The sequence below is a fragment of the Flavobacterium chungangensis genome, assembly GCF_042654045.1.
GTDB classification, from domain to species: domain Bacteria; phylum Bacteroidota; class Bacteroidia; order Flavobacteriales; family Flavobacteriaceae; genus Flavobacterium; species Flavobacterium chungangensis.
The window spans coordinates 223,249-242,927 of sequence record NZ_JBHSFY010000004.1 but is presented as its reverse complement, the minus strand read 5'-3'; the positions used below and the strand labels follow the sequence as shown (position 1 = coordinate 242,927).

Here is a 19,679-nt window from a genome sequence, read left to right as displayed (position 1 = left end):
AATTATTGTCATCCTGAGGGACGAAGGATCACACAAGTAACTCTACAAAGATTGGAGAATTACTATGTGGAGTCTCTAGTGTGATCCTTCGTTCCTCAGGATGACAAAAAAATAAAAAATAATATTTATGAAAAAATCTTTTTTAGTAGCCGTTTCTATAGTTTTATTGGCGTGTCAACAGCAGTCAGATAGCAAATTAAAAGAACTTTATTCCCTTCCTAAAAAATTAAAAGAAGTTTCGGGAATTGCCTATTTTCCTGAAACGAATTTGCTTTACACTTTAGAAGATAGCGGAAATAAAAATGCTATTTACGCTATCAATTCTCAAGGAAAATTGGATAAAACAATCACGATTTCAAATGCTACAAATGTCGATTGGGAAGATATTACAAAAGACAAATCTGGAAATATTTATATCGGAGATTTCGGAAATAATGATAATGAAAGAAAAGATCTATGCATTTATAAAGTTGCAAAAAATCAATTGAATAATGATTTGGCCAAAGCCGAATATAAAATTTCATTTTCGTATCCAGAACAAAAAGAATTTCCGCCAAAGAAAAAAGAAATGTTCTACGACGTTGAAGGTTTCTTTGAACATGGAGGTTATTTTTATCTCTTTACCAAAAACAGAAGTAAAGGCTTTGATGGAACAGCTTTTATCTACAAAATCAAAAATGCCACAGGAACTCAAAAAGCAGTAAAAATTGGCGAATTTAAAACGTGCAGCAATTACAACCATTGCGTATTAACAAGTGCAACAATAAGTCCAGACGGGAAAAAAGTGGCTTTATTAAGTCATGATAAAGTACTTTTATTTAAAGATTTTAAAGGAGATTTATTCCATAAAGGAACGCATACAGAACTAAATCTAAATCACTTCTCACAAAAAGAAGCTATCGTTTTTAAAGACAACAATACTTTACTAATCGCCGACGAAAAAACAAATAAAATAGGAGGAAAGGTTTATGAGTTTAGATTCTAAGATTCTAAGTTGCTAAGGTTCTAAGTTTTTAAGAAAAAAAAACAGCCACGAATTCACGAATTCGTGGCTGTTTTTTTAAACTCAGAGCTAAAAAAAACTTAGAGCCTTAGTATCTCAGAATCTCAGCATCTTTTTTAAAAGCTATATGCCGCTCCAAAAATCACCCTTCCAATTTCGTCAGGAGATTTGAAATAAGAAATTCTGGCTGTGATAACATTTATGGCATTCAACCAAAGCCCGCCGCCGTAATCGTGGTGCCATTTTTTAGAATCTTCGCCATCAAGCCAAACTCTTCCGTAGTCGAAACCACCTAAAATTCCGTATGTAAAAGGAACAATCGTTTTGCGGATTTTTCCAATGCTTAAACGTAAATCTGAACTTTGAGAAAAGTACGAACTTCCTAAGAAACGCTCATTTCTAAAACCTCGTAAATCGGTATCGCCACCAAGAGAAGCACCTTGATAGAATTCGTAATTATTGTTGAAAATAGCCTTTCCTTTTACGTAAGTAGCCAATATCAATTTTCCGTTATGATCAATCTTGTGTGTAAAACCTAAGAAGCTCTCTAGAGTAGGGAAATTTTTCTTAGTATCATCCAAATTCGTTGTCCAAGTGGCAGCAACCATAAAAGCCATACCTAAAGTTGGTTTTGCAGCGAAATCTGAATTTTTAAAGAGATATTTTATCTTTAGACTTCCAAAATTCTGGCTATTAAATACATCAGGATTTACGATTCCAGGAATATTAATATATCGGTTTTCGGTTTCTTCAACTGTCATTCTCTGAAAAATAGGCTGTATGCTAAATTCACTTCCATATCTTCCAACGTGTCTCACAGCACCCGAGGCATTAAATTTTCTAATACGAACACGATTATAATCCAATCCTAAATCATCATCATACTGCGATTCATTTCCATAACCAAAATAGTTCATGGCAAAGTTTGGAGTCGTATATAAAGATTCCACATCAATAACCCATTTTCCTAATAAGCCTGGGAAATGTGCTGCATAATTAAATTCTAAACCACCGGTAGCGAAATAGTAAAAAGCATTAAAAATATGTCTTTGCGTGTAAGGATTTTGTTTAAAATTATTAACGGTATAATTTAAGTTAACGCCCATTTTTACACCATCATCAGGATTATATCCAATGTTCGGAAGTCCAGCAATTACGTTGTATTTAGGTTTTTCGTAGTTATACAAATTAACATCATAGTCATCTGTCAGTTGCGTTTGTGCCTTTGAATCTAAGTTATAAGTGTTTTCTTTTGATTTGAAGTCGTAAACAATCACTTTTCTTCCGTTTTCAATGTTATAAGTGTCATTGTTTTGACCTCCAATCAAACGAATTTTAATGCTTGATTTTTCTTCCCCTTTTACTTCAAAAACATCATTATCGTCTAGTCCGTAAATCCAAAGATTTTTGGTTTTATCATCCGTTACATTTTTAGTGTAAAGCAATTCATCTCCTTCTTTTTTAATTCTGAAAACCTGAATTTCAATTCCTTTTTTTACATTATGGTTTAAAACAAATTTGTCTTTTTTGTCTGTTCCAGCAATCATAACTGTTTTGCGTAGAACATCAGAATATCTGCGAGCATACTTTTGAAGATCTCTTTTTCTGCTTTTTAGTTTTGCTTTTATTTCATCGACCGTTTCATCCTGAACTTCTTTAGGCATATTTTTGAAAGCCGCATCAATATCAGCATCTGTCAAGCTTTCCTGAATATATTTAGCCTGTTCAACCCAATCTTTTTCTTGAGCAGTTTTTAAAAATGCCAAATCCATCGGGTAAGGTTCTCTTCCTAGCCATTTTACATTGATTCTGTCGCCTTTAAAAGAACGCATATGACGAAGCGGTGGCATATTCATTAAAAGGGAAAGCAAAGCGCCATCGTATTTTACAAAAGCCTGATCACGATCTCTCGGAATTGGTCTATAAATTACTTTTCCATCTTCTTTGTATTCAGCCCAACGCCATTGATCGCTGTGTCTGTCCCAATCTCCTAGAAGGATATCAAATAAACGTGCTTTTATATATTCTTTTTCATCAACCCCATATTTCTCATCTTTATGAAGATTTAGCATCATATCATCAGTTCCGATGATGTTGCTTGGCTTACCGAAATTTTTACCATCCAAATGATTATCAGCCGGTCTTTCTTCTACCATATATAGTTGATCTCCAAAACTGGCATTAAATTCGCCCAAACCATTTTGTTTCGGAATATAATATAAAATCGGATTGGTATGTCTCAAACCAATTTGATCAGACATGCTCCCAATTGCAAAAGAAGAATAGGGGTGAGAAGTCGTATAAAAATCAAATAAGAAATCTTCTGCATATGTTTTTTGAAAATCATTTACCACATATTGATCTTTAAAAGCTACTGATTGTAAAAATACAGTGGCACTTTTTTTCATTGCACGCATTACATATTCACGTCCTTGAGGATCAGACATTCTTAAGGAAACCGATTGATGTCCGCCGCCTTCGCGAATTGGTTTCAAGCCACCTTTTAAAGTATCAACCGTTGCTGTTGTAGCTTCAATTGGCATACTGTAATATTTTCTGTAATGTTGCCCAAATAAAAATCTGTGAAACGCACCTTTTTGAGTCATTTTTGGAGAATAAATAGAAGTGGTCACTGTAGCAGGAAATTTATTCGGAATATCTGAAGCCCAGTTAATTTCTTTAGCTTTTATAATTTCACGTTCAAAAAGAAGTTTCTCTTTGTTGTTTTCATTTCCATAGTACGAAACTTTAGCATCACCGCTTTTAAACATTGTTAAGACAGCATAACCATTTCCGCCATATGAAAAATCATAAGGATTAATGGCTCTTGCGGCTTCAGATTTTGATCCTGCACCACTAATAATCTGCTGAATGTTTTCTTTACTGATATATTGCAGATTGTGATCGTGTCCAGAAACTACAATGACATTTTTCTGCTTTTGCAAAAGTGTTTTTATTCTTTTAGCATAAATAGTATATTGCTTATTTTGAATATCCTGCGGACTAACGCCAGATGTTTTTCGAACTAAATTAATAAAAGAGCCAATTACCGGAAGCGGAATTTTTTGTTCTAGAGGGAATAATTGTTTTTCTAACGAAAATTGTCCGCCGTGGGTTCCGTTGCTTAATAATGGATGATGAATGGCTAAGACAACTGTCTTTTCTTGATTTTTATTTAAAAGGCTTTCTAATTCTTCAAAAAATGCTTCTCTAGTTTTTATTTCACAATTATCATTTATGGTTGGGTGATCGTTCCAATCCTCCAAAAACCATTCACTATCAACAGCTATCAAAGTAGTAACGCTATCAATTTTTACATCTTCAATCGGGCATGATTTTCTCGGAAGAAATCCTTTTTTGTCGTTCAAATATTTCGTTACAAAATCGGCTTGACGTTCTAAACCTTTAATTCCGCTGTACCAATCATGATTTCCAGGAATTACAATGGTTCTTCCTTTAAAACCTTCCGTTAATTTTAATTGATTCGTCAGTTTTGTTTCTGCTAAAGCCTTGTCTTCAGGTTTTTTGTTACCTGGAAAACCTTTAGGGTAAATGTTATCCCCCAAGAAAAGAAGTGTCGATTTTTTATTTGCTTTCTTCAGCTTTTGGTGCAAAAGTTCTAGCGTTTGTTGCGCTTGTTCTTCGTCAGCATTTCCAGCATCTCCAACAAGAAAAAATGTATGTGCAATTTTTATAGTGTCAGTTGCGTTTTCTGTTTCGTTGGCACTAACGTTTTTCCCGTACTGCGGTTTGCGCGTAGAACAAGAGTAAACGATAAATAGGGCCATAATTGCCAAAGAAAAGTTTTTAATCTTGGCAATAAAATGATTATCCAAAAACAATTTCATAATTTAGTGGTATAAAAATATTCTTTATGAATCTAATAGAACAATCCGAAGATTTTGTCGGTAATTTACTCAAAGATAAACTTTCTAATCTATATTCTTACCATAATTTTAATCATACTTTTACGGTGGTTACAGCGGTAAAAGAACTTTGTAAAAAAGAGGATGTAGAAGGCGAGGACAAAGAGGCACTTTTGGTTGCTGCATGGTTTCACGACACTGGATATATAGAAGGATATGAAAATCATGAGCAGAAAAGTACTGAAATTGCAGCAGATTTTTTGCGTAAAAAAGGAAAATCGGAAGAATTTATTGCGCTTGTTTCAAGTTTAATTTTGGCTACAGTTAAAGAATATGAACCTAAAACGCATCTTGAAAAAATTATAAGAGATGCCGATTATGCGCATTTAATGGGAGCGGAATATGCTACAACTTGTGAATTATTGCGTCTGGAATTGAAAAATGCAGGAATAGTTAGTTTTTCTAATGCCGAATGGACAAGAGAAAATTTGAATTTCTTGTTGAATAAACATAGATTTTATACCGATTACGCTTTAAGAAAATGGCAACCTTTGAAGGAAAAAAATCTCTTAATGATTCAGAAAAAAATCAATAAGCAGGAATTGAAAGCCGCTGCTGCACTTGAGGAAGAAAATAAAAAGAAAGAAAAAGCTGAAAAAGCTGAAAAACCAGACCGCGGAATTGATACTCTGTTTCGTGTCACTCTCGGAAATCATACTCGTCTAAGCGGTATTGCAGATAGTAAAGCCAATATATTATTGTCGGTAAATGCGATTATTATTTCGATTGCCTTATCTTCTATTATTCCAAAATTAGACAGTCCAAAAAATGCACATTTAGTTGTTCCTACTTTTATTATGCTGATGTCTAGTGTAATCACCATTATTTTTGCGATTCTTTCTACGCGTCCAAAAGTAACTTCTGGATTTTTTACAAGAGACGATGTGGAAGCTAAAAAAGTGAATTTAATGTTTTTTGGAAATTTCTATAAAATGCCTCTTGAAGATTACGATTGGGCAATGAATGAAATGATGAAAGACCGTGATTATTTGTACTCAACCATGATCAAAGATTTGTATTATCTAGGATTGGTTTTACAGCGAAAATATAATTTACTCCGAATTGCCTATAACTTTTTTATGTTCGGAATCATCATAACCGTAATCGCATTTGTGATTGCTTTTAAATCCATTTAAAATTAGACGCAGATTTTACGGATTCGCTATCGCGAAAACGCGGAAAAAAAACGGATTTTTAATCTAAAAACAAATAAAAAAATCTGTGTTCATCCGCGTTTTCGCGATAGCGAATCCGTTTTATCCGTGTTCAATACATCATCGCCAACAAAAAAAGCCCAACTATTTAGTTGAGCTCATCTAATAAATCCTGATAAGTTATTTTCTTAATTTCTGGGTTTGAATTATTGTTGATTACTTTGACACGAATCGCTCTCAAACCTGAAACTCCTTGAAGATCTTCAACTTCAAATTGTTCAATAGAAGGCTCAAGAATTTTCTTGTGCTGTAAATATTTAATGTATTTTAAATATTCTGCTTCTTCGCTATTTTGAGAGTATACAATTGTGATTTTCTCTTTCTCCGTAATTCTTTCGTTTGTTCCTTTAATATGCGATTTGTCAATTCGTTTTTTAACGACTTCATATCTTGCATTATAAGTTCCATCAACGTCAAAACGCTTTTCATCCATTCTAAAACGGATTGAAAGGGCAGAACTGAAAACCAAAATCAACGAAGTAACATCCAATTCGTAAGGCAGAGATTCTTTAAGATCATGATGCTCTAATTCCATTTCGCATAAAGTCTGCAATTGCCATAATCGAAGATTGTGCAGATACATGATATCGAATGGTTTTGTTGGCGAAATTGAAGCTCCAATATATAAATTATGTTCTACACCATCTGTTTTAAAACGTTCGTAATAATGCGGATAAATCTGTTGCGCTTCAACTTGTTTTCTGTCTAAAACAGTTGCCAATCTTTTATTGATAATTGACATTGCATTGTCGAACTTTTTTCTTTCGTGGTAAAACATTCCGGTTTTTTCATCCAGTTTTTCAAAGTACAATTTTTCCAGTTTTTCGCTTTTTGCATTGCTTTTGGTATTTTTTAAGATCGGATGAATTTCTTCTTCAATATAACGCTGAACATGTTGTTCTGTATCTGCTTTTAACGGAAAATCCAATTCGCTTCTAAGTGATTCCAGTTCAAATTTTCTCTGTTCCAAAAGAACAAGATTCGAATTAGATTCTTGATTATCAAAGATCTCCAAAAGAGCTGTAAGCTGACTTTTTAAATCAATTTTTACCGTTTCATTTCGGTGTTCAGACGAACCTTTAATATCTATTTGGCCATACAGCGGATATACATTTTTAAAGACAATTTCTTTAAAAATATAATCTTTAGTATGGTTCATATTCTGAAAGTAATTCTGCGATTCCCTTTTAAATTTCCAATAAACGCTAGGGTGAATTGTAGTATATTCTCGCTGAATTATCGCCTCGATCTGATGTTGCATATCAGTATTGTAGCGATCAATTGTGTCAGTTAAATAGGGAAGAACCAAGTCTAGTTTTGTAGCATTTACGCTGTTTAAATCTCTCGGATTTTCAGAAACCAATTCGACAACACCCAATAAATGTCCGCTTTTGATAACGGGAGCAAATATGCAACTCTGAATTCCTTGTTGTAGTAAATGTTCGCCAAGTCTTTTATTGGTTTGTTCTTCAGTGAATTTGCTGACATTAGAAATAACGAAAGGCTCTCTATTGTCCAGTAAATTTTCAAAAGAACATCCAAAAAAAGCATTTTTGCAATCTACTTCCTGATCAGAAGAAAGTAAGAAGCTTTTCATTTGATTTTCGTATTTTGCTGGTCTGATAAATTTCTCTTCCTCTGGGTTGTAAATAATAAATCCGACTTTTAAATTAGGAAGATTAAAAATGGACTGAAAAATATTAGAAACTTCCTGATCTGTAGCAACTGTTTTTGGTCCAGGCTTTAGCAAATTACTTTTCAAAATAGAAATAGCACTTTCTGTTGTGGCATCAAACAAAGAAACAATTCCGAAACCTCTTAAAATCCAACTTCCTTTCGGGAACTTAGATTTCCACAAATTAATATCATTATAATTATCAATCAATTGATCGATATCTTCTTGAGTTAATGGTATAGAATTTTCAGTTGGAATAATTTCCATGAAATCAGCATTGTACAAAATTCTATAATGCTTTTCAATACCATTTTCATCTGGAATGTCATAAAAAAAGGGCTGATTGAAATCGATATGCTGTTTGTAATAATTGCTTAAAATTAAACAGCAGTTATTGATGTAAAATTGATGTTCGCTAAAATCACGAATTTCCATATAAAATTCATCTCCCGCATTTTTCAAAATTTTCTTGAAACGCTCCGTATAATTGAAAGAGATATTTTGAAACGGAATCGTTACCGCTTTTATTTCGTTCTGCGTCAATGCAGTCGGAAATAAATCGGCTAATATATTTTTAATTAAAGCTTCATTGTTTTTGATAACCGAATAATCTTGGATTCCAGTCCTAAGTTCCGGAATTAATTCAATCTGTTCTAAAATCGCTTTGGCATAGTTTGATCTGTAATCAATGTCTGATTGTGCAATTTCTTCAAAAGATTCAATTAGCTTATGAAATGAAATTATAGTGGTAAAAGGACTTTCTTTAAAAAATTGAATATCCATCTGAGTAATTTTTTAATGCAAAATTAAGGATAAATTAAGAATACTCGACATTTTTCGATTTCTTTCCTCTATAGTTAAATAGTTGTTTCCCTTAGAATTAAAGGGTTTCAAGAAGCTCTTTTTTATTTTAACTAAAAATTAACATTATTAATAACGGAACGATCGTTCCGTTATTGTATCTTTGTACTGTAATAATTGAATAATCAATAACTTAAAAACAAATAAAAATGAAAAGTTTAGAAAACAAAGTAGCAATCGTGACAGGTGGTAATAGCGGAATTGGATATGCAGCTGCAGCCGATTTTGTATCAAAAGGAGCAAAAGTAATTGTAACGGGAAGAAACAAAGAAGCTTTAACAAAAGCAGAAACAGAATTGAATGTCACTGGAATTGTAGCCGATCAATCTGATTTAAAATCAATTGACAATTTGGTTGAAGAAGTAAAAGCAAAATTCGGAAAAGTGGATATTTTATTCTTGAATGCAGGAATAGCAGCTTTTGCGCCTCTAGATTCAGCTTCAGAAGATCATTACGATAGTATCATGAACGTTAATGTAAAAGGAGTTTATTTTACAGTTCAAAAAGTATTGCCAATTTTAAACGATGGAGGTTCAATTATCTTTAATACTTCCGTAAATGCTCACGTTGGAATGCCAAATTCTAGTGTTTATGCAGCAAGTAAGGCAGCGGTATTATCTTTAAATAAAGTTTTTGCTGTAGAATTGGCCTCAAGAAAAATTAGAGTAAATGCAGTTTCTCCTGGCCCGATTGAAACACCATTGTACGGAAAAGTTGGTTTAGAAAAAGAAGAAGTAGAAGGATTAGGAGCTGCTTTAGGTGAGAAAATTTTATTAAAACGTTTTGGACAAGCTGCAGAAGTTGCAAAAACAGTTAGTTTCCTAGCTTCAGAGGATGCTTCGTTTATAACTGGATCTGAAATTGTGGTTGATGGTGGACTGATCGTAAATAGCGTATTATAATTTTTTTTGACTAATTCGGGAACGATTGTTCCGTATTTTTATATCTTTGTAGATGAATTTAATTTGAATGTCATGGCTAGAACGAAAGAATTTAATGAAGATCAGGCTTTAGATAAAGCAATAGAAATTTTTTGGCACAAAGGTTACAACGGAACTTCGGCTCAGGATTTGGTAACTCACTTAGGTTTGAGCCGTTCTAGTTTGTATGATACTTTTGGCGATAAGCAGCAATTGTTTGCAAAGTCTTTACAGCGTTATCAGCAACAATCGCAAGATACTGTCAAAGAGCTTTTAGAAAAATCTGAAAATGTTAAAGAAACATTACAGGCTATTTTTAAGCAAGCTGTAATCGAAAGTTTGGAAGACCGAATTACAAAAGGCTGTTTTATGGTTAACTCGTCTGTAGAATTGGCTATGCACGATGAAGAAATTGCCAAAATTGTAAAAAGCAACAGCCAAACGATGGAAGAAGTTTTTACAAATGCCGTTAAAAAAGGGCAGGAGGCTGGACATATTTCCACACAGTTGGATGCAAAAGTTTTGGCTCGATTTATCTTTAATAATTATTCCGGAATTCGAGTTTTGGCTCGTGCTGGAGAAAGAAACAAACAAGTTTACGATGATATTGTAAAAGCTGTATTTTCGGTTTTATAACATTAAAATTTAAGACAAAAAAAAACGGCAGTTACATTTGTAACTGCCGTTTTCTGTATTAATAAGTAAGTAATAGAAAATGAAAACTTCTTAGCTTTTTTCTTCTTTGTTGAAGTAAACTAAGTAGTAATACATTTGTTTTTCTTCATCCCAGCCTTTTTCAACAAATTTTTCTGCACTTTCAGGATTAATAAAATCCATTTTAATCTGAATATGAGTATCCAAATTAATTACATTTTTAATCGATTTTCTAGCGTCAGAAACTGCTGCGTTGGCAATAGGGAATGAGGTAACATCTTCGATGCTGTATTTTTCTCCTTTATCAACTTTATAGTTTTTAAATTCAGGGATCAAATCAGGATTATCAATTACTTCATTCAAGAAATTCTGTTCTTCAAACTGATCATTTTTAGCGAAATAATTCACAGATCGGTTCATAAACATTACTTCCTCTTTCTTGTCTTCTGCTGGCAAAACCACGTCTTTTGCGAAGTTTTGACAGAATTTCAAATATTTTTTAGTGATGAAATTTTCATCTTCAAAAGCATCTACAGATAAAAAGTGCTCTAACCAGTAACGTGCATCATAACGGTTGCTGTCTACAGTCAGGATTTTGTATCCTTCTTCTTTTTTGTAGTTGAAGATCAAGCATCCTTTATCTAATTTATTCAGGTTGATTCCCTGTTGTAAAATCATCTCAAGGTTACTGTTATTTTCTTCAAACTGTAAAAAGTCTGCTTGTAACTCACTTTTAAAAATTCCGATTGCATCAACAACATTGTTATCAATACTTAAGTTTGTCAAATAGGTTACATAAACCTCTCCGTTTTTAATGTGCGGGTGATTTGACTGCTCGTATAAATGTTTTGTGATGTTTTTAGAAACCTCATGAACATTTGACGGATTTGCAAAAATCTCAGTTGCATACTTAAACATGTCGTTGTAGTCCAAGTCCACTTCGTGTGCAAACTGATAATAGTTTTCTTCTTTTTCTCTAAAAGGCTTAAAAAAGAATTCTTTAATCAAAGGAACAATTTCATCATTTAAGTTGAATGGTTGCTCTGATAAAAAAATAGCTTCGTTACGACTTTTGTTTCCAACGCGGTGTATGGAAAGGGTGTCGATGTGGGTATTGAATAAGTTGATCATATTTTTGAGTTGCTGAGATTCTAAGTTTCTAAGATACTAAGTTTTTAATTGCTGTCTTTTAATTTTCTAATTAATGACGCTAACATTCTTTCGATCTCTCGACTATCCTCATATAAAAGGTTAAATTCTTCTTCGTTTATATAAATTATATTTTTTGCAATTTCAAGTTGGGTCTGCATTTCAAATAAGGAGCCTAGAGAAATATATAAAAACCGTAAAAAATCTTTATTGCTTTCTCTTCCAGATCCTTCTGCAATATTACTTGGGATTGATACTGAACTTCGACGTATTTGTGAAGTTAATCCAAAAGTTTCTTCTTTTGGAAAAGTTCTTGTTACTTTATAAATTTTTGTAACTAAGGAAATTGATTTCTGCCAGACCAAAATTTTTCTAAAATGACTCATTTTCTTATTTTTTAATTAACATTAAAAATAAGAAAAATCTTTCAAATAAAAAACTCAGGATCTTAGAGTCTCAGCATCTTAGCAACTTAACGTTAGTTCCAATTTTCCTCAAATCCATAATCTTCGAAGCTGTCATCGCCTTCGAACATGTCAAGATCGTCTTCGTCTAGGTCGTCTTCAAATTCTCCGTAGATGTCATCATGCATGTCATCGGCTTCAAAGTTTTTTTCGATAGCATCTGCTGGCATTTCACCGTGAGAAAACAAAGTTTCTGGGTAAGTAACTCCAACTTGTTCATCTTCAACGGCAGCCAATTCAACTAAGAAAGTCCACATACTGATGAAGTCATAAACGTAGATAATTTTAGTATTTTCTTTGTCTAAAATACTAGATAACGGATAATCGTTCATGGTTCTTATTTCGCCAGGAACATCTCCTGTATCGAAAAGCGGAATTTCATCTTCTTGATTCCAAGTATCATCACAAGTATAAAATGAAGCCACTTCTGATCCGTCAAAGCCAAAAGAGTTGAAGATTGCATTGTGTAAATCCTCAAGAGTATCTTCCTCAAGAATAGCAATGTCTCTAAAAATATCTTCTTCGGCGTCTAGAATAACTCTAAATTTATAAACCATAATCTTTGTTTTTATTGAGAGGTCAAAGGTAAAATATAAAAAACGAAATACGAATTGTGAATTACGATTTGTTGAAAAGATTTTAGAAAATTGATTGTCAATAGTTTGTCAGGCTGAGCGAAGTCGAAGCTCTTTCCCAATTGGAACGCCCTTCGACTTCGCTCAGGGTGACATACAATAGCATAAAACTATTTTCTCGCCAGTCTTTTTCTAATTTTATGATAATGTTTGTGATAAGTGTTGTGGCTTGGATAACTTCTGCTTGAAGTCATATTATTAAAAATCAAAGCCGTGAAAAGCAATATCATAACTCCTGTAAAAACGGGAGAAAGCACATACATATAACCTAAAGCTTTTACTTTTTCTGTTCCGATAACTGCAATTAAAGCTGTTGCTCCTCCAGGTGGGTGAAGCGTTTTGGTAATCTGCATTAAAATAATGGCTATTGAAACCGCTAAAGGTGCTGCAATCCACATAATGTCTGGAACTAGTTTATGGACCGTAACGCCTACAAGAGCAGAAATTACGTGTCCGCCAACTAAATTTCGCGGTTGAGAGAACGGACTCTGAATAATTCCGTAAACTAAAACACTCGATGCTCCAAAAGAACCAATTAAATAAACTGCATCAGGCCCAGAAAAATGTATGGATTGTACATAAGCTAAAATTCCGATTCCGACGAAAGAACCTAAAAATGACCAAAAGTGTTCCTTATAATCTATTAAAGTTTCTTTGTAAAGAATGTAACGTGTTTTGCGATAGCTTCTTTTTATTTTTTCAGTTGGCATTATTGTGGTATTATATTTTACTCGTTATGCTTTTAAATATACTTTGCTGTACGTTTTTAATTCCAGATTATTAGTAATCTGAAATTATTTAACTAAACTTGGAGAATAACTATAAACGGTATACGGATAAATTGTTTTTGCAGTGTATTTTGAAATTAAACAAACTACAAGAATTGGGAAAAACAAAGTATAATCATTTGTTAATCCGCAAACCAAGAATATTGCTGTAAAAGGCGCATGAATACTTGCACTAAGAACCGCCGCCATTCCGATAATCATAAAGTTAACCGGAATTACATTTACATGGAAAAAGCTGTTTAAGATCGAAGCCAATAATAATCCTAAAAAAGCTCCTATGAATAAACTTGGAGCAAAAACACCGCCATCACCTCCTGAAGCCAATGTTATTGAGGTAACAATTGGTTTTAGAATTAAAATTCCGATAAATGTTAAAGCCAAAGTTATAGTCAATTGGGTTTGAGGTGCATTTCCAAAAATTCCTTTAATGGCGTGATAACCTTCCCCGTATAATTGAGGGAAAAAGAATAAGGAAATACTTAAAACCGCTGAACCTAAAATGATTTTGTAATAATGGGTGTCGATTTTACCAAATTGCGATTTGAAGAATAAGACACAACGTGTTAGGTAAACCGAATTCATTCCAGCTAAAATTCCTAAAAGAATGAAGTACGGAATTGCTTTTAAATTCCAAGTTGCAATTGAAACTGCAAATAAAGGTTCTTCTTTTAAAATCGTTAATAAACCAAATGCAATAGAAACCGCGATTAAATTTGAAATGATGAAAGCGCGACTTACTTTTCTAGAAATTACTTCGAAAGCAAATAAAACTCCCGCAATCGGACTGCTGAAAAGTGCTGTAACACCTGCTGCAACTCCAGCACAGATTAATTCTGTTTTGTATTGACGGAAAACATTTTCTTTTTCATGCGCAACAGACCCAATAGTTGCTGTAGCGACAACGGTAGAAACTTCGATTCCTGTAGAACCTCCAAAAATAACCGTTAGTAATCCGTTTATGAAATGCGACGGAATTTTATAAGACGGAAGATTTTTAGATTTTGATGCTGTGCTTTCAAAAACTTCTTTGATTCCTTTATTTTCTTTTTTCTTAAAAAGATATTGCCTTAAAAAATAAATTACCGATAATCCGAAAACTGGAAATACGATATAAAAAATAGGGTGAACCGATACTTCGTGAAAGAAGATTTCTTCGTAGTATTCTGTTATTTTTTTTAGTGAAATTCCGAGAAAGGCAGAAAGAAAGCCAATTAAGATAGAAACAATAACTAATTTTCGGAGTTTAATTAATTGATGATTTTTTTTGATTTGCGCCGTTTTGTTCATCATTATAAGTTTGAGAATTCCGCATTTTTTTTCTGCGGATTACAAAATTAAGCATCAAATTCGGTTTTTTCTAGAAAATATTCATTTTAGTGTGTTAAAATCGATATAAACAGGAAAATTCTTTCGGTTTATGGTTTTGCCACGAAGGCGCTAAGACGCAAAGTTTTTTATTTAAAGCAAGGATTAGAAACGCAGTTTGTCATTTCGACGAAGGAGAAATCACACTCGGGATTCGACAAAGATTGGCGACATGCTTTACGGAGTTTCTAGTGTGATTTCTCCTTCGTCGAAATGACAAAAATGAGAAAAAAACTTTGTGCCTTAGCGCCTTCGTGGCAAAAAAGCCTAACGCTCATAAAACTCAATCGGCAATAAATCAGGATCTGCAATAAAAGTAAAACGTTTTTCAGTCGTTTCATCAATTCTAATGGGTTCTGATTCTATGTTTTTTGAAGTTAAAAAAGCAATAGTTTCTTCTAGATTAATAACTTCAAAAGCCAGATGTCTTAAACCAACAGCCTCTGGTCTAGAAGGTCTTTTCGGTGGATCTGGAAATGAAAATAATTCAACAACATACGAACCATTTAAAGCTAAATCTAATTTATAAGACTGGCGTTCTTCGCGATAGATTTCTCTAATTATGGTTAAACCTAAAATCTGGGTATAGAAGTGTTTCGATTTTTCGTAATCGGAACATAAAATAGCAATATGATGAACTTTATTAAGGGTAAGCATTATGATTTTGATTCAGGTTCTTGATTTAATTTTCGAATTACTTTTGCTGGATTTCCAACCGCTAGTGAATTGTCTGGAATATCTTTTGTAACAACAGATCCAGCGCCAATAACACAACCTTTTCCTATTGTTACGCCTGGGCAGATAACAGAATTTCCGCCAATCCAGCAATCGTCTCCAATTGTAACAGGATAAGCATTTTCTAATGTTTTTCTTAATTCAGCGTCAAGCGGATGCGAAGCGGTATAAATTTGAACATTTGGCGCAATGAACACATTTGATCCGATATTTACTGGTGCGCAGTCCAAAACCACACAATTCACATTAAAATAAACATTTTCGCCAGCAAAAATATTATAGCCATAATCACAATGAAAAGGAGGTTCAATATAAAAACCAGCTCCAGTATTTGGAATTAATTCTTTTAAGATCTCTTTAGCTTTTTTGGTAACTCGGTATTCTTTTACGTTTAAAGTGTGTAAAAGATTTTTGGCATTTCGGCGTCCTTTTACTAATTCTGGATCAAAGGCATTATAATATTCGCCAGAGATCATTTTTTCTTTTTCTGTTTTCATATTTTACATTTTCGTCTTGGCAATTTTCTCGTGTATTTTTACAGTTTCCTGCAAAGCTGCGGTGCAGTACCAAGGCGTTAATTCGGCTTCGAGTAAATTGGCCTTTATGGCTGGATCGGTGGCGACAAGAGCTTTGGCTTCTTCTATGGTTTCTACATTAAAGATGTAAATACCACGATAATTTCTGTCATTTTTCATGAATGGTCCTGCAACAACCAGTTTTCCTTCTTTGGCTAATTTACCAATGTTTTCCATGTGACCTTCAAAAAGTTTTTTGGTTTCTTCTTTAGAAGCGATTTTGTTGCTTCCAGATTTTAAAAGACAAAAAACATATTTCTTCATTCCGTATTCGTCGGCATGAAGAGATTTTGCGAGGTTTTCATCATATTTCACTTCAGTTTCTTGCGAAAAACCGATTGCATTAAAAACCAAAAATGCGAGAACAATTAGTGAATTTTTCATATCAATGATTTTTTATTTCAACACATAGAAACATAGCTTTTAAAACGTGGTAAAGGCATTTCATTTTAAGATTTCCACATAGAACTATGTGTTAAATCTAGATTTTTCAAATTCTCTCTCTTTGAGGTATAGAACCTATGTTTCTATGTGTTAGAATTAAATTAAAGCAATTTCTTCAAAATAACGATCTGTCCCAAATGATAAACATCATGCTGAATAATCCCGTGAATGTGTTCGTAATATGTATGACCGTTATTAACATAAATCTTCGATAAATCTTCGTCATTAAAATTTTCAAAAAAAGCATTCCAAGAGTCTTGAGATTTTGCTAAGGTTTGAAGAGATTGTTCCCATGCAGCTTCAGAAGGATCTAAAACAGGAACAAAATAATTATGATCTGGAGTAATAATTACTTCGCCCTGCATGCGTTCTAAAATATTTCTTCTCCATTGAATCAAATGATTTACAATTTCCCAGATTGTATTCAGGTTTGGGTTTATTTTTCTGTAAGCTTGCTCAGCTGTAACATTTTTTAAAGTATTGTCTAAATTAACTTCAAGCCAAGGATTTCCATTATAAATAGACTGATATAGATTTGAAATTCGTTTACTTTCTGACATAAAATAATGATTTTGGTTTTCCTAGCTAAGATACAAATTAGTATTTTACAACTCATCCTCGAAAATCTACAATTGGGTTATTATATATTTTTTAACGTTTAATGTTAAAATACATTTGCTTCATCAAAAACCAAAGATGACATGAAAACCAAATTATTTTTTACCGTTAGTTTTTTATTTTTTACTGCAGTAATTTTTGCTCAAAATACAATTTCAGGAAAAGTAGTAGATCAAAAAGGAAAACCAGTTGCAGGTGCAAACATATATATTGACGGAACTTATGATGGAGCAACAAGTTCTGAAACTGGAGATTTCTCTTTTGAAACGACAGAAACAGGAAACAAATTTTTAGTAGTTAGCTTTTTGCTTTTTGAAACTTTCAAACAAGAAATTGATGTTGCCAATTATAAAGACCAAACGGTAAAATTAAGAGAAAATGTTAATGCTCTAGATGCGGTTGTGATTACAGCGGGAACTTTAGAATCTGGAGACAAGGCAAGAGTTTCTGTTTTAAAACCTCTGGACATTGTTACAACAGCCGGGTCTGCTGGAAATATTGTGGCGGCATTACAGACTTTGCCAGGAACGCAGTCAGTTGGGGAAGACGGACGTTTGTTTGTACGTGGAGGTGAGGCAAGCGAAACTCAGACTTTTGTTGACGGAATTCGTGTAGCACAGCCTTACGGTGCAACAACGAACAATTTACCAACAAGAAGCCGTTTTTCTCCTTTCTTGTTTAGCGGAATTGCATTTTCTACGGGTGGTTATTCTGCAGAATATGGAGAAGCTTTGTCAAGTGTTTTACTTTTAAATACTCAGGACGAGGAAGATCATGAAAAAACAGATATCGGATTAATGACGGTTGGTTTGAGTCTGGGTAATACACAGAAATTCAAAAAAAGTTCTTTAAGCGTAAATATGGCTTATATCAACTTGGCTCCTTATCAGGCCGTGATTCCGCAAAATGTAGATTGGAACAATCCTTATCAATCACTTGGAGGCGAAACGGTTTACAGATATAATTTCACAAATGGAATTTTTAAATTGTATGCTTCATTCGATTCTGAAAAATTCGATTTAAATCAGAAAAACGTCAATTTCGAAAACCCGATTCGAACCGATATGAACAATAACAACTTCTATTTGAATTCTTCATACAAAGGAAGTTTCGGAACAGGATGGCAGATTACTTCCGGAGTTAGTTACGGTTACAGCAAAAACAAACTTAAATATGATATCACGGGAGTTGATAGTCAGGAAAATGCAGCTCAGTTGAAATTGAAGTTAAGCAAGAAATTTTCAAACTATTTTAAATTGTCTTTCGGAACGGATTATTTCATTACAAAATACAATGAAAATGTAGCCGATAATATTGCGCTTGATGTTACAAATGGTTACGATTCGAACATTTTTGCAGCATATACAGAAGGTGATGTTATGTTTTCTAAAAAACTAGCCTTAAAAGTAGGTTTGAGATTTTCTAATAACAGTTTGTTAAACGAAAACAATATTGCCCCAAGAGCTTCACTAGGATATAAAGCTTCGAAAAGCAGCCAGTTTTCTTTTGCTTACGGAGATTTTACTCAGACACCAGTTGTAGATTATATTAAGTTTTCTAAATACCATCAGTTTGAAAGCGAGAAGGCAAGCCATTATATTTTGAATTATACGTTTACAAGACCTGGGCAAACCCTTAGAGCAGAGGCTTATTACAAAGATTATAGCAATTTGGTGCAGTATGATACAAGAGATATTCAATACAATTCGGTTTTCAATAACAACGGATCGGGTTATGCAAAAGGATTGGATATTTTTTGGAGAGATAGCAATTTGTACAAAAACTTAGAATATTGGATTTCCTACTCTTATATCGATTCAGAAAGACAATATAAAAACTTTCCTTACATGGCAACTCCAAGTTTTATTGCAAATCATAATTTATCTGTTGTAACGAAATATTTCATTACAGATTGGAAATCGCAAGTTGGTTTTACAAACAGTTTCAGTACAGGACGTCCGTACAATGATCCGAATCAGACTCAATTTATGAACGGAAAAACAAAATCATACAATAGTTTGAGTTTTAACTGGGCGTATTTATTAACGACACAAAAAATCCTTTATTTCTCGGTTTCAAATGTCTTAGGAACACAAAATGTTTTCGGTTACGATTATGCTAGAAATCCAGATCCAAGTGGAGTGTATCAAAGACAAGCCGTGGTTCCAACAGCAGATAGATTCTTCTTCGTAGGTTTCTTCTGGACGATTAGCCAGAATAAAAATGAGAATCAGTTGAAAAACTTATAAGCTGCAAAGTGACAAAGTGACAAAATGACAAAGTAACAAAGTGACAAAGTAACAAAGTAACAAAGTAACAAAGGGACAAAGCCTTAATAGTTTACGGGAAATACCTTTGTCACTTTGTGACTCAGAACCTTTGTCACTCAAAAAGAAACAATTCAGTAACCAAAATCAACAACTCAGTAGCATTTAATTTTAAAAGACTAAAAACCAGCATACTTTTGAATTATAAATTAAAAAAGTCGCTAAGAGGCTAAGACTCTAAGGTGCTAAGTAAAAAAGCTTAGAAACTGAGATTTCTTAAAAACTTATAGACTTGAAAAATAAAGAGTTTTTAATCATCAATAAAATTGGAGAGAGTAAGTTGTTAAGACACTAAGAAAAAAAACTTAGAACCTTAGCAACTCAGA

16 protein-coding genes are annotated in these 19,679 nt (G+C 33.2%); 5 read left to right on the top strand and 11 right to left on the bottom strand.

Going from position 1 to position 19,679, the window contains the following annotated elements:
- The first annotated feature begins 127 nt into the window (after positions 1-127).
- Complete coding sequence (locus ACFO3N_RS08420) at positions 128-985, top strand: hypothetical protein (protein ID WP_379796837.1); 858 nt, start codon at positions 128-130, stop codon at positions 983-985.
- A gap of 134 nt (positions 986-1,119) precedes the next feature.
- On the opposite strand, the gene ACFO3N_RS08415 is transcribed toward ACFO3N_RS08420, so the two are convergent.
- Positions 1,120-4,851: a metallophosphoesterase gene (locus ACFO3N_RS08415; RefSeq protein ID WP_379796835.1), complete on the bottom strand. Its 3,732-nt coding sequence runs from the start codon at positions 4,849-4,851 to the stop codon at positions 1,120-1,122.
- Positions 4,852-4,877: 26 nt separating this feature from the next.
- Between ACFO3N_RS08415 and ACFO3N_RS08410 the strand changes: the two genes are divergently transcribed.
- Positions 4,878-6,065 carry a Pycsar system effector family protein gene (locus ACFO3N_RS08410; RefSeq protein ID WP_095931009.1) on the top strand — a complete coding sequence of 396 codons (1,188 nt, stop codon included), beginning with the start codon at positions 4,878-4,880 and terminating at the stop codon, positions 6,063-6,065.
- A 166-nt stretch (positions 6,066-6,231) separates the two neighbouring features.
- On the opposite strand, the gene ACFO3N_RS08405 is transcribed toward ACFO3N_RS08410, so the two are convergent.
- The gene (locus ACFO3N_RS08405; protein WP_379796833.1) at positions 6,232-8,601 is read right to left on the bottom strand and encodes a GAF domain-containing protein; all 2,370 of its coding nucleotides are present in this window, start codon (positions 8,599-8,601) and stop codon (positions 6,232-6,234) included.
- 227 nt (positions 8,602-8,828) lie between these two features.
- On the opposite strand from ACFO3N_RS08405, the gene ACFO3N_RS08400 reads away from it, so the two are divergent.
- Together ACFO3N_RS08400 and ACFO3N_RS08395 are read left to right on the top strand one after the other, a co-directional pair.
- The gene (locus ACFO3N_RS08400) at positions 8,829-9,581 is read left to right on the top strand and encodes an SDR family oxidoreductase (RefSeq protein WP_379796831.1); all 753 of its coding nucleotides are present in this window, start codon (positions 8,829-8,831) and stop codon (positions 9,579-9,581) included.
- 72 nt (positions 9,582-9,653) lie between these two features.
- Positions 9,654-10,235 carry a TetR/AcrR family transcriptional regulator gene (locus ACFO3N_RS08395; RefSeq protein ID WP_379796829.1) on the top strand — a complete coding sequence of 194 codons (582 nt, stop codon included), beginning with the start codon at positions 9,654-9,656 and terminating at the stop codon, positions 10,233-10,235.
- Between the two features lie 90 nt (positions 10,236-10,325).
- On the opposite strand, the gene ACFO3N_RS08390 is transcribed toward ACFO3N_RS08395, so the two are convergent.
- The 9 genes from ACFO3N_RS08390 to ACFO3N_RS08350 form a co-directional block, all read right to left on the bottom strand.
- Complete coding sequence (locus ACFO3N_RS08390) at positions 10,326-11,384, bottom strand: nucleoid-associated protein (protein WP_095931005.1); 1,059 nt, start codon at positions 11,382-11,384, stop codon at positions 10,326-10,328.
- A 44-nt stretch (positions 11,385-11,428) separates the two neighbouring features.
- A complete protein-coding gene (locus tag ACFO3N_RS08385; RefSeq protein ID WP_320492283.1) occupies positions 11,429-11,788 on the bottom strand; it encodes a four helix bundle protein in 360 nt (119 codons plus the stop codon).
- A 92-nt stretch (positions 11,789-11,880) separates the two neighbouring features.
- Positions 11,881-12,423 (bottom strand): IS1096 element passenger TnpR family protein, encoded by a 543-nt coding sequence (locus ACFO3N_RS08380; protein WP_125719847.1) that lies wholly within the window; start codon positions 12,421-12,423, stop codon positions 11,881-11,883.
- A 188-nt stretch (positions 12,424-12,611) separates the two neighbouring features.
- Positions 12,612-13,211, bottom strand: a complete 600-nt coding sequence (locus tag ACFO3N_RS08375; protein WP_379796826.1) for an HPP family protein — start codon at positions 13,209-13,211, stop codon at positions 12,612-12,614.
- 84 nt (positions 13,212-13,295) lie between these two features.
- Positions 13,296-14,579, bottom strand: a complete 1,284-nt coding sequence (locus tag ACFO3N_RS08370) for a chloride channel protein (protein WP_379796824.1) — start codon at positions 14,577-14,579, stop codon at positions 13,296-13,298.
- A 342-nt stretch (positions 14,580-14,921) separates the two neighbouring features.
- Positions 14,922-15,311: an SMU1112c/YaeR family gloxylase I-like metalloprotein gene (gene gloA2 / locus ACFO3N_RS08365; protein WP_379796822.1), complete on the bottom strand. Its 390-nt coding sequence runs from the start codon at positions 15,309-15,311 to the stop codon at positions 14,922-14,924.
- On the bottom strand, positions 15,311-15,886 hold the full coding sequence (locus ACFO3N_RS08360) for a sugar O-acetyltransferase (RefSeq protein WP_379796820.1): 576 nt from the start codon (positions 15,884-15,886) through the stop codon (positions 15,311-15,313). Before ACFO3N_RS08360 ends, gloA2 begins: the two co-directional genes overlap by 1 nt.
- Before the next feature lie 3 nt (positions 15,887-15,889).
- Complete coding sequence (locus ACFO3N_RS08355; protein ID WP_379796818.1) at positions 15,890-16,348, bottom strand: YciI family protein; 459 nt, start codon at positions 16,346-16,348, stop codon at positions 15,890-15,892.
- A gap of 161 nt (positions 16,349-16,509) precedes the next feature.
- Positions 16,510-16,968 carry a DinB family protein gene (locus ACFO3N_RS08350; RefSeq protein ID WP_379796816.1) on the bottom strand — a complete coding sequence of 153 codons (459 nt, stop codon included), beginning with the start codon at positions 16,966-16,968 and terminating at the stop codon, positions 16,510-16,512.
- 141 nt (positions 16,969-17,109) lie between these two features.
- On the opposite strand from ACFO3N_RS08350, the gene ACFO3N_RS08345 reads away from it, so the two are divergent.
- Positions 17,110-19,275: a TonB-dependent receptor gene (locus ACFO3N_RS08345; protein ID WP_379796814.1), complete on the top strand. Its 2,166-nt coding sequence runs from the start codon at positions 17,110-17,112 to the stop codon at positions 19,273-19,275.
- Positions 19,276-19,679 lie beyond the last annotated feature (404 nt).

Excerpts from the sequence above, each read along its gene's own strand:
- ACFO3N_RS08420 (WP_379796837.1), top strand. The coding sequence starts at position 128 with ATGAAAAAATCTTTTTTAGTAGCCGTTTCTATAGTTTTATTGGCGTGT.
- ACFO3N_RS08415 (WP_379796835.1), bottom strand. The coding sequence starts at position 4,851 with ATGAAATTGTTTTTGGATAATCATTTTATTGCCAAGATTAAAAACTTT.
- ACFO3N_RS08410 (WP_095931009.1), top strand. The coding sequence starts at position 4,878 with ATGAATCTAATAGAACAATCCGAAGATTTTGTCGGTAATTTACTCAAA.
- ACFO3N_RS08405 (WP_379796833.1), bottom strand. The coding sequence starts at position 8,601 with ATGGATATTCAATTTTTTAAAGAAAGTCCTTTTACCACTATAATTTCA.
- ACFO3N_RS08400 (WP_379796831.1), top strand. The coding sequence starts at position 8,829 with ATGAAAAGTTTAGAAAACAAAGTAGCAATCGTGACAGGTGGTAATAGC.
- ACFO3N_RS08395 (WP_379796829.1), top strand. The coding sequence starts at position 9,654 with ATGGCTAGAACGAAAGAATTTAATGAAGATCAGGCTTTAGATAAAGCA.
- ACFO3N_RS08390 (WP_095931005.1), bottom strand. The coding sequence starts at position 11,384 with ATGATCAACTTATTCAATACCCACATCGACACCCTTTCCATACACCGC.
- ACFO3N_RS08385 (WP_320492283.1), bottom strand. The coding sequence starts at position 11,788 with ATGAGTCATTTTAGAAAAATTTTGGTCTGGCAGAAATCAATTTCCTTA.
- ACFO3N_RS08380 (WP_125719847.1), bottom strand. The coding sequence starts at position 12,423 with ATGGTTTATAAATTTAGAGTTATTCTAGACGCCGAAGAAGATATTTTT.
- ACFO3N_RS08375 (WP_379796826.1), bottom strand. The coding sequence starts at position 13,211 with ATGCCAACTGAAAAAATAAAAAGAAGCTATCGCAAAACACGTTACATT.
- ACFO3N_RS08370 (WP_379796824.1), bottom strand. The coding sequence starts at position 14,579 with ATGATGAACAAAACGGCGCAAATCAAAAAAAATCATCAATTAATTAAA.
- gloA2 (WP_379796822.1), bottom strand. The coding sequence starts at position 15,311 with ATGCTTACCCTTAATAAAGTTCATCATATTGCTATTTTATGTTCCGAT.
- ACFO3N_RS08360 (WP_379796820.1), bottom strand. The coding sequence starts at position 15,886 with ATGAAAACAGAAAAAGAAAAAATGATCTCTGGCGAATATTATAATGCC.
- ACFO3N_RS08355 (WP_379796818.1), bottom strand. The coding sequence starts at position 16,348 with ATGAAAAATTCACTAATTGTTCTCGCATTTTTGGTTTTTAATGCAATC.
- ACFO3N_RS08350 (WP_379796816.1), bottom strand. The coding sequence starts at position 16,968 with ATGTCAGAAAGTAAACGAATTTCAAATCTATATCAGTCTATTTATAAT.
- ACFO3N_RS08345 (WP_379796814.1), top strand. The coding sequence starts at position 17,110 with ATGAAAACCAAATTATTTTTTACCGTTAGTTTTTTATTTTTTACTGCA.